Consider the following 11,077-nt stretch of genomic DNA (forward strand, 5'->3'; position numbering starts at 1 on the left):
GAATCCCATCAAGCCAAGTGGAGCGGGATTTGCAAGTTTCTCTTCCATAGAACATTCCTCCCTTAAGCGGTTTATTTTTCAAAAACGTCCTTTTTTTGAGACCCCGTAATTATCTACGACGTAATGCAAAATGTCAATTAAATTCATGGGTATATCTCAGCAAAAAGAGAGCACCCCGAAAATAGAGGATAGTCGATGGAGAGAAAACGGGCGATCAGGTTGCTCAACCGGCACCTTAAGGGCGCATCCGCATTTTATCTCTGTCGGCCACACGATCTTTTAGATACCGAGCGTCACGGAGAGTACTTCTTCGAGACTTGTGATACCGTTCTCAACCTTCTTGAGGCCCGATTCGTAGAGGGTAGACATACCGAGTTTCCTCGCAAGGTCGCGGAGTTGGTGGTAGGCCACGCCACGGGCCATATGTTCCTTCAACTCCTGGGAGGTGGGCATGACCTCGGCGATGAGCGTCCTTCCTTTGTAGCCTGTATGGCCGCAGACGGGACAGCCTTTGGGCCGGTAGATGGTGTCGGCCTTGAGTCTCACATTACCGAGTTCCTTAAGGGTGGGCCTATAGCCCTCTTTACATTCCGGGCATAGCCGTCTTACGAGCCTCTGTCCCACCACAACGAGGAGGGTAGGGGCGAGAAGATAGGGTTCCACGCCGATATCGACGAGCCGTGTCACTGCTGAAGGGGCATCGTTGGTATGCAGGGTGCTTAAGACAAGGTGTCCCGTCAATGCTGAGCGCACGCAGATCTCGGCGGTCTCCAGGTCTCTCACCTCACCCACGAACATGATGTCGGGGTCCTGACGGAGAAAACTTCTCAATGCACTCGCGAAGGTGAGGCCGATCTCAGGCTTTACCTGTACCTGATTCACCCCGTCAAGTCTGTATTCCACCGGGTCTTCAACGGTGATGATGTTCTTTTCGGAGGACTTGATTTCCTGGAGGATCGCGTATAAGGTCGTCGATTTGCCGCTTCCTGTAGGGCCGGTCAGGAAAACCAGGCCGTATGGACAACCTATTGCCTGTCTTAATGTCTCGAGATCTTCTGCCTCAAAGCCCATCTCAGGCAAATCCATGATTACGCCGCTCCTGTCGAGGATCCTCATAACCACCTTTTCGCCGTAGAGCGTGGGGATGACGGATACGCGTATGTCTATGTTCCTGTCCTCGAGTTTCACCACGAAGCCGCCGTCCTGTGGCAAACGCCGTTCCGCGATATCGAGCCGGGAGAGGATCTTGATGCGGGAAACAATAGGCAAGAGTAAATGATTGGGCGGAGGCGGTATTTCATAGAGTTTGCCGTCCACGCGGTACCTCAGAGAAAACCGGTCTTCGAAGGGCTCGATATGTATGTCCGAGGCCCTTTTGTTGATCGCCTGCCAGATCATGAGGTCCACAAGCTTGACCACGGGTGCGGCTTTTGCGCGGGCTATGATATTGTCGATGCTTAACGATTCTTCATCTCCCGTGTCCTTGAAGTCGATCCTGTTTACGGCGTGCGGCTTGGCGTTCTCTCTCTTTACCAACTCCAGACCGCCGTAAAACTCTTCGATGGCTTTGACAATATCCGATTTCGTGGCTACAACGGGGCTCACCTCCAACCCCGTAATCTTCCGCAACTCATCGATCAGCATAAAGTCCAGCGGATCAAACATGACACACGTGAGCATGTTCCGGTCCCGGGAAAGAGGAATGATCATGTTGCGAAGGGCAAAATGCTTTGATACGAGTTTTTCCAGATTCTGGTGTTCGTGAGGTCTGATGGCCCCTGTTTTAGAGGAAAGAAGGGGCATATTAAACAGTTGAGATACGCCGAAGGCAAGGTCATCCTCACTGATGAGACCTTTCCTTACGAGCACCTCGCCCAGATGACCTCCATCGGTCGTCTGGATGTCGAGGGCTTTTTCGAGCAGTTCCTCGGTTATAAGACGCTGGTCGAGCAGGAAATGGGCGAGTCGGGCTTCAGGCGAATCCTTCTTCAATCTCCTGGTCATTTCTCCATTGTAAGAAATATTCCCGGGCATGGCAATGAGAATGTTTACCCGCGCTTGATTCCTCACGGTTATGGTATACTGGCTCGTATGGTATTCAAAATGAGATTGATTCAGGGGCTCCTCATGTTTTGCGAGCTCGCCGTCTGTGTTTGTTTCCCTTTCTCTGCCTCAAGGGCGTGCACGATCTTTGCGGCAACCGGGGACATGGTCAAGAACAGGGGGAGCATTATTGCAAAGAACAGGGATAACCTCTCGTATCTATATACCGCATTGAAATTTGTCAGGCCCGAAAACGGGCTTGCCTTTGTGGGCATTTTCGATGTGCGCGCGGACGGGTACGTGACGGCCGGGATAAACGAAAAGGGTCTCACGATCGTCAACGCCTCGGCAGTGACCGTCCCAATAAAGAAGCGGCACGTGGCCACAGAGGATTTAACGGAGAGACTGCTCACATCCTTCGATTCGGTCCGGGCGGTCCTTTTCCAGAGGGACCTTTTTCAGAAGAGTCACCCTGCCCTTTATATTATGGGTGACGCCACACAGATAGCCTCGGTTGAGGTGGCTCCCCAAGGCAAGGTGGCTTTCGTCGTGAGGGAGAATAGGGGAAGGCTTGCCCTCACTAACCATTATACGCATCGGGAGCTTCGAGACGCCAACGAGCGGTTAAGCAAGGGGAGCGTTCTCAGATTGAGACGTGTGAACTACCTTATGAAGAGCCACGGGGCACCTTTCACGATCGATGATTTCATCGCTTTCAGTAACGATACAAATGCCGGGCGACAAGGAGCCCTCTGGAGGGAGGCGCACGGGTATGAAACAACACGGACACTCGCGGGCTGGGTTGTCTACGTGCCGACGGAAGGTTTTCCTGAATTGTACGTCAAGCTGGTAAATTCCGGGGAGTCATCAAGTTTGAAAAGGATGACCCTTGATGGGTCTTTTTGGGAGGAAGGCAAAGCCGGTGACTTTTCGACCTCGTCATATTGATCTTCTGAAATGTGATTTGAAAAATTGCACGATCCTTTGAGCGAACCCAACCCGTTCCCGGCTCACCGGTTTCTTGATTTGAGCTGTCTCGGTGAGCGTGACATCTTCAGCAACACCTGATTCGTCACGAATCAGTTTATTGATCTTTAACCAGTCCACCCTGTCCGACACGCCCCTATCCCTGATGACCTTTGACACCTGTTCTTTGAGCGAGGTGCACTTCTTGTATACATCGGTTCTCACTTCAAGATAGACCTTTCCGTCGTTCGCGATCGCCAGTTTGACGGGATCGTAGATGATCTCGCCTTTGGTCTTTGTATTGACTAGGGGATAGAGTTCTTCCATATGTTCCGGCAGCATTCTGATGCACCCATGGCTCATGTAACGATAGACGGTTCCCGGCCATATGGTCGCGTGAATGAGCGTGGCAGGGATGGACGTTTCAATTGCGTATTTACCAAGAGGATTATCCGGTCCCGGAGGTACCGTTTCCTCAATGTCTTTTCCCTTCATCGCATTTTCCATCTGGATGGATTCGGGCACATACCATGTGGGGTCTTTCCGTTTGCCCACCACAGAAAACTTGCCGGTCGGCGTCCTCCAGTCGGCCGTCTTGGTCTTGGTGATAAGCCCAAGGCCCACGGGATAGAAGGAGACTTTGCCGTTTCTGAAGAAATAGAGTGTCCTGTCCGGTATGTTGATGATGATACCATCATCTACGATTTTCGGCACTATCCTGCGTGTGTTGACCCTAAGGACAGCCCCCTGCGCGGGCGCCTGTCGCATATCGAGGCCGTTGTCTCGCGCTATAGTTTTCCAGTATACTCCTTCCTTCGCCCCAATGAGGTAGAGATTGTCGTTCTTCTCTACCACATAGGTCGCGTCCCCGCCCACGATCATATCGGCGGCATATGCCGACGCCACCCATGCGCATAAAGAGAAAACCACCAGGGGTTTGACAAGCGCTTTCATTATCGATTAGTAGCCTATTGTAGTATATGTTTCGATAATTGACAATAGAATTGTTGGGGCAGGTTCTTTCCGCGCTACGGCCTTACACGGCGCGGTTTCACATTTCTCTTGAAAACGCGGTTGCCTGCGTGCATAAATTTAGGTATGAGAGTTACTTCTGTTAAGATCAAGGACAAGGGTCTGTACATCCTGGGGATGATCCACAGGGATAGAGAAAACGGCAAGCTCACCGATTTGTGGCTTGATCGGATAAAACCTCACGTAGTGACCCTTGAATTCTCGCAATACGGTCTTAAGTTCAGAAAAGAAAAGGGCCATATATACAGAAAGCGGATTGAATCGGTAGCTATGGATATGAGGCAGAAGAAAGAAGCCCTGGATGAAGAGTCCCTCGCCTTTTTGTGCGCCTACGTGGATCTGCCTTCCGAATACGAATCCTCGGTGCGCTATTGCCGAGACAGACCCGCGTTGCTCTATCTTCTCGATATGGACCTGTTTTCGTATTTGAAGCTCAGGAGCGTGGAGGAGCTTCTTAACGTCAAGAATATCAGAAAAGTACTGGAAGCCCGGGAAGCACCAACAGGTAGCGCGGAACGGGCGCTCGCGAGACTCTATTTTGATACGGGTGTGCAGACGGCGCCCTATACGGATGAAATGCTTATCAGGGACAAATATATGAGCCGGCGATTGCAGATATTGATGCGCCATCATCAGGGAAAGCGGTTCGTCCACATTACGGGCTGGCGGCACCTCAAAGACCCTGACAATCTCTTTGCCTGTCTCGGTCCGACGAAGGTTTTTCCCTATGATTAAGCTCTTCGTTTTCGATCTCGGCAATGTGATCTTGCCTTTCGAGCACAGGCAGATTGCCACCAAGCTCCACGAAGCTTCGAGGATACAGGACCGGTTCACCCCTCAAGAGATATTCAAATTTATCTTTGAGAGAGAGCGCGGCCTGGTAAACCCTTACGAGGAGGGCCGTATCACTTCCCTCGAATTCTTTGGCAGGCTCAGGGAACGTTACAAACTCGACCTCGAAATTGAGGAGTTCAAAGACATCTGGAATACGATCTTCTGGGAAAACTCGGAAGTCAATGAGGCGATCCTCTATTTGAAAAACAAAGGCTATCCTATGTTTCTGTTAAGCGATACGAACGAGTTCCATTTTTCTTACATCACGGAGCGGTATCCCATCGTCCACTCCTTTGATGAATGGATCCTCTCCTATGAAGTTGGAGCCAAAAAGCCCAAACAAAAAATATACGATACGATTTTCGAGAAGACCGATGCAAAGCCGGAAGAGGTATTCTATATCGACGATATCCCCCGGTACGTGGCGGCCGCTCAAAGCTTCGGTCTGAAGGGCATGGTCTTTAGATCCCCCAAAGATCTGTGGGAATTTATCAAAGAAAATAGTATATAACATACGTGATAACTCAGAGGCGTGAGATTGAGGCAAGCCGCCTGATATATCGCAGGCAACGTCTCAAGACTTTATCGCCTGCAGAAAAACGGATATTATTATATGCTTGAGTTTCCCCATATCGATCCGGTTATTTTGAGGATAGGCCCGTTGTCTTTGCGATGGTACGGCCTTATGTATATCTTTGGCTTTGTCTCTTCATATCTGCTTGTGCTCTATCAGGTGAAGAAGAAATCACTGACATACAACAGGGACAGCATCGATGACCTCTTCTTTTATCTTATCCTTGGACTCATCATAGGGGCGCGGCTCGGTTATGTGCTGTTCTATAATCTCAGTTCTTATCTCGCAAGCCCGCTTGAAATATTTGCCGTGTGGAACGGCGGTATGTCGTTTCACGGCGGACTCCTGGGCGCCTTCATTGCGGGATATATCGTGATCAGGAGAAAAAGACTCGGGTTTTTTTCTACAGCCGATCTCATTATTCCCACATGTCCTATTGGCATAGGCTTGGGTAGGATAGGCAATTTCATCAACGGCGAGCTCTTCGGCAAGCCTTCGAGTGTGCCCTGGGCCATGGTCTTTCCGGAGGGAGGTCCTATGCCCCGACATCCCTCTCAACTCTATGAGATGTTCCTGGAGGGTGTGGTCCTTTTTACGATCCTCTGGATATACAAGGATCACAAGAAGCGTGAAGGCGATCTCTTTGCGCTCTTCCTTATCCTCTATGGCCTTTTCAGGATATTCTGCGAGTTCTTCCGGCAGCCCGACGCGCAAATTGGATACATTTTTGCGGTATTGAGCATGGGGCAGATCTTGAGCATCTGTATGATCGTGGCGGGAATTCTCGTAGCCTGCTCAGTAAGAAGGTGCGCCCGATAGGGATGCGGCATGCGTGAGCGCCCTCCGCAATGGTCGTGAGAACGCCGCTACCCATCTGTCCGCCGCGAGCGTAAATGCCTCTCACCCGATCTTCGCAAGCCCGATGAAACCCCGCGGAAAATCATCAAGTCCCAAGGGTCAACAAATTGTGCTTGACATTTTTTGCGGGCATACTATCATTAACAGAGGGGAAGGGGGCAGTTATTATGGTTTGTGTTTCGCAACGGTTTGTCCTCCGGGTTGCGCTTACGACCCATATTTCCGTAACAATACGTATTTCCATAACAATCTGAAAAGAGGAGGTGATAACAGCTTAGGATTCATTGTTATTCGGTTCTTAAAAAACAAGGGGGTTATTATGCAGCCAGAATCAGTTGATCCTATGTTTGCTTGGTACGTCTGGTTTGGATTGATTATCGGAACGTTCCTCATGACTTTAATCGGGACGTGGCTAGTCGCCAGGAGGTTGGACTGATGAACCCACAATACCTTGACATTCCAAAACCAACTCCTGAAATGGTCATCTGGTCGATAATTGGAGTTGCCGTTCTCTTGGCGGTAGCCGTCTTCCTGGGCTCCATGGCAAAACGGAAGTGGGCTTCTTTTGAGGAATATCTCGTGGGAAAAAGAGATATCGGTCCCTGGGTAACCGGCCTTGCCCTCACAGGTTCCTACATCTCTGGGTGGGCTTTCTGTGGAAGCACGGCCATTGTATATAGCGTCGGGTTTTCGGGCATGTGGTTTGCCGGCATCTGGACCCTTGTGGGCATCATTCCCTGCGTCTGGCTGGCCGCTACGAAAACCAGGGAATTTTCCTCAAAGCTCGGTGCCGCCACAATACCGCAGACCATTGGTAAGCGTTTCGAATCTAAAGGACTGCAGTTGATTGTGGCTGCAAGCATGCTCCTCTTTCTTTTTATCTACTCTGTTGGCCAGCTTAAGGCGGCAGGTACCGTCTGGTATGCCGTTACCGGCCTGCCCCCTGTATGGTGTCTCTTGATTTCCATCGTCATCGCCTGGATATTTCTTGTTCTTGGCGGCTATATGGGGACGCAGTGGTTTATAGCCGTGAAAGGGGCGTTTCTGGGATTTGTCGGCGCCCTGCTCGGTGTGTGGGCGCTCATCTACGCGGGTGGCTTCGGCTCAATCTCCAACACACTCATGGGCCAGGACCCATCCCTCATGAAACTCATCAATCCAGCCCTGCCTAAAATCGGCATGACGCAGCTCTTTTCAAGTTATGTGGGAATAATGGCAACACCGGTAATCTTCTTTACCATGGCGGTCGGCTTTCCTCATAACATCAGCAGATTCCTGGGTATGAAGAAGATGTCCAGAAAAGAGTTCGTCCTTCTGTGTTTTGTCGTTTGGCTGACGGCAGGCATACCGGTAATGCTGGACTGCTCAAGCAACGGGCTTGTCGCCCGGATAATTTTTGGTAAGAACCTTCTCGCCAACAAACAGTGGGGCGCGGACCTTGCAGCACCAGTCCTCGCCTGGGCCATGGGAGGCTCTAAGCTCCTGGCTGCGTATCTTACCGGACTCGTGGGCGCGGCCCTCGGGACGCTCTCAGCCATGGTCTTCATTATGAGTGCCAACGTGACGAATGACATCATCAAGCTACTCAAACCCAAGGTCTCAGATAAGTCCATGCTGTATCTCGGATATCTCCTTATCGCCATCTTTCTCTTCCTCCCCTTCTTCTGGACGCTCAATCGACCCCCTCAGCTATTAGCTGTGTTCATGGGCCTGGCGGCCATGGGGCTCGGGGCAATCTTCTTCTTCGTCACGGTTATCTCTTATTACTGGAAGGGTGCCACAAAGTGGGGCGCCATTTGTACGGTCATCTACGGAACCATCGGCACCCTCTGGGGAGGGTGGGCCGTACTCGGACGGAAGCCGCCCCTTCTTGGCATGGGCACCATGGAGTGGATACTCGTGGCCGGCTGCCTTATCCTGTATTTCGGTGTCAGTTTCCTGACCAAGCGGCCGTCGCAAGAGCTTATTGATAAACTGTTTGTTAAGAAATGACCGAGCCAGAAACACAAAAAAAGGGGCCTTCAGGCCCCTTTTTTTTGACCCTTTTCGGTGAGTCATATGGAATGGCACAACAAAGGAGGGACCATGCATGGCCGTTCGATACGTTACAGATCTCGTCGGAAAACATTGGGACCGCTATAATGAGGGCGAAACCAGGACGGCCGGAGAAAAACGGGCGTCCTGGTTGTGTTGTCAGGACTGGTTTAAGCTCGCTTCTTGAACTCCTGCTCCATGGCATCTTTTGCGGGCTTCACGTAGACTTCCCTCAATTTCGGCTTTTCGATTTTGCCCGCAGGGTTGCGAAGGATGGGCGCATAGACCATCTTTTCCGGCCATTTGTACTTTGCCATTCCCCTGTCCTTGCAGAAGTTTATCACTTCTTCATCGGTTAAGGTCTGGCCCTCTTTTGTCTGAATAATGGCCATAACAATTTCCACAAGCCGCGGGTGTGGATAGCCGAGCACCGCGACATCTTGTATTTTCGGGTGTTTTCTCAGGACATCCTCGATCTCAGCGGGGAATATGTTCTCGCCGCCCCTTATGATCAAATCCTTCGCCCTGTCTGCAAAAAAGATAAAACCTTCTTCGTCCAGATAGGCGAGATCACCCGTGTAGAGCCATCCGTCCTTCACGGTTCTGGCCGTCATTTCCTGGTTGAAGGCGTATTCCTTCATGAGACGGGGCCCCTTGAGCAGAAGTTCGCCCACCTTTCCGCGAGGCAGTTCCTTTCCGTCGGCGTCCACAACCTTCGCCTCCATAAAGACAGTGGCCTTGCCGATCGAGCCCGGTTTTCTCATAATGTCTTCGTCGTAGCAGTTCGTAAGTCCCCCGCCTCCCCCCTCGGTGATTCCGTAAATATTGGCAATAGGAAGGTTCGGAAATATTCTTTTGGAATCTTCAAGGAGCACGTAGGGCACAGGCTGAGCCCCGATCTCGATGTGTTTCAGCGCTGAGAGATCGTAGTCCTTGACGTTTACCTGCCCCGATTTGATGGCGTTGATCACATCAGACCAGGTGGGCACTGTGTTCCATCCCCCGGTGCACTTCTCGTCTGCAATGGTCCTCAGGTAGAATTCGGGCTGTATTTCCATGGGCATGAGCACTTTGCCGGCGGCGATGTAGCTGGGGAATGACAGAAACAAGGTGCCGCTGTGGTAGAATGGATGGGGCGAAAGATAAACACTGTTGTAACCTTCGTTGTACGTGAGGGCATTACCGATGCCGATATAAAAAAGCGTTTTATGCGTATGTGACACAGGTTTGGGCGCGCCGGTAGTGCCTGAGGTAAACATGAGCTCAGCCATATCATCATCGCCCGTTTCCGCCAGCACATGGTTTGCGTCGCCTTGTTCGAGGATCTTCTTATAGGACGTTGCGCCACTGGGGACCGTTTCGCCGAGGCAGATGAAGTGCTTACAATAATCCATCTGTCCCATGATCGGCTCAACGCGGCTATTAAATTGATCGCCGAATATAAAGGCCTTGCATTTTGTAACGTCGGCGGCATACTTGATGTCGGCGCCTGCGAACCGGAAATTGAGCGGGGTCACCGTGGCCCCCGTCTTCAAAACGGCAATATAGCTCGCGTACCACTCCATGCAGTTCATCATGAGGTGGACGACGATGTCACCCTTTTTGATGCCGCACTCTTTGACCAGGTAGTTGGCGAGTTTGTTTGCCTGACCGTCGAATTCTTCCCATGTGAGGCTTCTACGTACCTTCTTAGACGGATAGCTTTCAATTATAAATTCGCGTTCTGGAAACTTGCTTGCATTGAGGCTCGAAAACATGGCGAAATTCATAATAACCCTCCTTGAGCGAATTCTTTTTTGTTGCCCTCCTTCCATTAGCATGATAAAAGGATTGTGGTTCTTTGTCAATATGAACCGGCGAACTCGGGATTTATGATCCCATCAGATATACTGAAGAAGCGAAGAAGAAGGACTCCATACGAAGATAATTCGGAGAATGAAGCGAGCACACGGGGCACGGACTTACGTGCCTTAAGCTGATTAAACTCATTACTGAATTGTTATGCACCAGACGGCGCTCGAAAAGACGATACAGTATACGTTCAAGGACCGGGGCCTCTACGAACAGGCCGTGACCCACAGCTCTTGTTTTAACGAGAAAAAAGAGGCCAGGCCTTCGGATAATGAGAAGCTCGAATATCTGGGAGACGCCATTCTCAATACGGTCATCAGCGTACTTCTGTACAAGAAATATAAAGACAGGAATGAAGGATTTCTGAGTAATGCCCGCTCAAGCCTTGTGAAACGGGAAACGCTCACCGAGATCGCAAAGAAAATCAACCTTGGGAAGCATATGAGCTACGGAAATGCGGACGGCGCTGTGCCGGAGGAATCGAAGGTCCTGTCCAATATGTTCGAAGCCCTGGTCGGCGCCATGTATCTGGATGGCGGAATGAGAAAGGCAACGAGCGTCATCAAGACCCTTTTTATCCCCTATTTCAATGAGAAGAAACTGACCGAAAAGAACCCCAAAAATACGCTCCAGGAATATTCTCAGAAGAAGTGGGGACTCCTTCCGAAATACAAATTTTCCCGAAAAACAAAGGCCGGTTTTACCGTCTTTGCATACGCGGGGGATCGATTCAGGGCGCGAGGGGTCGGCAAGAGTAAAAAAGAGGCCGAGCAGCAGGCGGCGAGACTGCTTCTCGATATCTTAAGAGAGAGCGAAAAAGAATAGGCAACTGTTTTGGTGATACGGTTTAGCCTTGCAAGCCCCGTCCGCTACGGTCGCGTGCTT

At 50.8% G+C, this 11,077-nt stretch carries 9 protein-coding genes; 6 read left to right on the top strand and 3 right to left on the bottom strand.

Annotated elements, in window-relative coordinates; genetic code table 11:
- Positions 1-279: 279 nt before the first annotated feature.
- Positions 280-2,004 carry an ATPase, T2SS/T4P/T4SS family gene (locus VMT62_11205; GenBank protein ID HVN96989.1) on the bottom strand — a complete coding sequence of 575 codons (1,725 nt, stop codon included), beginning with the start codon at positions 2,002-2,004 and terminating at the stop codon, positions 280-282.
- A gap of 99 nt (positions 2,005-2,103) precedes the next feature.
- Between VMT62_11205 and VMT62_11210 the strand changes: the two genes are divergently transcribed.
- Positions 2,104-2,991, top strand: coding sequence for a carcinine hydrolase/isopenicillin-N N-acyltransferase family protein (locus VMT62_11210; protein ID HVN96990.1), 888 nt, complete (start codon positions 2,104-2,106; stop codon positions 2,989-2,991).
- On the opposite strand, the gene VMT62_11215 is transcribed toward VMT62_11210, so the two are convergent.
- Entirely contained in the window at positions 2,983-3,963 is a 981-nt protein-coding gene (locus VMT62_11215) for a L,D-transpeptidase family protein (protein ID HVN96991.1), read from the bottom strand. The genes VMT62_11210 and VMT62_11215 overlap by 9 nt on opposite strands.
- 144 nt (positions 3,964-4,107) lie before the next feature.
- On the opposite strand from VMT62_11215, the gene VMT62_11220 reads away from it, so the two are divergent.
- The 4 genes from VMT62_11220 (at position 4,108) to VMT62_11235 (ending at position 8,299) form a co-directional block, all read left to right on the top strand.
- Positions 4,108-4,776 (top strand): hypothetical protein, encoded by a 669-nt coding sequence (locus VMT62_11220; GenBank protein ID HVN96992.1) that lies wholly within the window; start codon positions 4,108-4,110, stop codon positions 4,774-4,776.
- Positions 4,769-5,386, top strand: a complete 618-nt coding sequence (locus VMT62_11225) for an HAD family phosphatase (protein HVN96993.1) — start codon at positions 4,769-4,771, stop codon at positions 5,384-5,386. The genes VMT62_11220 and VMT62_11225 overlap by 8 nt, the downstream gene beginning before the upstream one ends.
- A gap of 102 nt (positions 5,387-5,488) precedes the next feature.
- Positions 5,489-6,268, top strand: a complete 780-nt coding sequence (gene lgt / locus VMT62_11230) for a prolipoprotein diacylglyceryl transferase (protein HVN96994.1) — start codon at positions 5,489-5,491, stop codon at positions 6,266-6,268.
- 474 nt (positions 6,269-6,742) lie between these two features.
- Entirely contained in the window at positions 6,743-8,299 is a 1,557-nt protein-coding gene (locus tag VMT62_11235; GenBank protein HVN96995.1) for a sodium:solute symporter family protein, read from the top strand.
- A gap of 212 nt (positions 8,300-8,511) precedes the next feature.
- Here the strand turns inward: VMT62_11235 and VMT62_11240 are convergent, their stop codons facing one another.
- Positions 8,512-10,110 (bottom strand): class I adenylate-forming enzyme family protein, encoded by a 1,599-nt coding sequence (locus VMT62_11240; protein HVN96996.1) that lies wholly within the window; start codon positions 10,108-10,110, stop codon positions 8,512-8,514.
- Between the two features lie 232 nt (positions 10,111-10,342).
- Between VMT62_11240 and rnc the strand changes: the two genes are divergently transcribed.
- Positions 10,343-11,017 (top strand): ribonuclease III, encoded by a 675-nt coding sequence (gene rnc, locus VMT62_11245; protein HVN96997.1) that lies wholly within the window; start codon positions 10,343-10,345, stop codon positions 11,015-11,017.
- Positions 11,018-11,077 lie beyond the last annotated feature (60 nt).

It is taken from the genome of Syntrophorhabdaceae bacterium (assembly GCA_035541755.1).
Lineage (GTDB): Bacteria > Desulfobacterota > Syntrophorhabdia > Syntrophorhabdales > Syntrophorhabdaceae > PNOF01.

What these genes read in the sequence shown, in the direction of transcription:
- VMT62_11205 (HVN96989.1), bottom strand. Translation starts at nt 2,004, where the DNA reads ATGACCAGGAGATTGAAGAAGGATTCGCCTGAAGCCCGACTCGCCCAT.
- VMT62_11210 (HVN96990.1), top strand. Translation starts at nt 2,104, where the DNA reads ATGAGATTGATTCAGGGGCTCCTCATGTTTTGCGAGCTCGCCGTCTGT.
- VMT62_11215 (HVN96991.1), bottom strand. Translation starts at nt 3,963, where the DNA reads ATGAAAGCGCTTGTCAAACCCCTGGTGGTTTTCTCTTTATGCGCATGG.
- VMT62_11220 (HVN96992.1), top strand. Translation starts at nt 4,108, where the DNA reads ATGAGAGTTACTTCTGTTAAGATCAAGGACAAGGGTCTGTACATCCTG.
- VMT62_11225 (HVN96993.1), top strand. Translation starts at nt 4,769, where the DNA reads ATGATTAAGCTCTTCGTTTTCGATCTCGGCAATGTGATCTTGCCTTTC.
- lgt (HVN96994.1), top strand. Translation starts at nt 5,489, where the DNA reads ATGCTTGAGTTTCCCCATATCGATCCGGTTATTTTGAGGATAGGCCCG.
- VMT62_11235 (HVN96995.1), top strand. Translation starts at nt 6,743, where the DNA reads ATGAACCCACAATACCTTGACATTCCAAAACCAACTCCTGAAATGGTC.
- VMT62_11240 (HVN96996.1), bottom strand. Translation starts at nt 10,110, where the DNA reads ATGAATTTCGCCATGTTTTCGAGCCTCAATGCAAGCAAGTTTCCAGAA.
- rnc (HVN96997.1), top strand. Translation starts at nt 10,343, where the DNA reads ATGCACCAGACGGCGCTCGAAAAGACGATACAGTATACGTTCAAGGAC.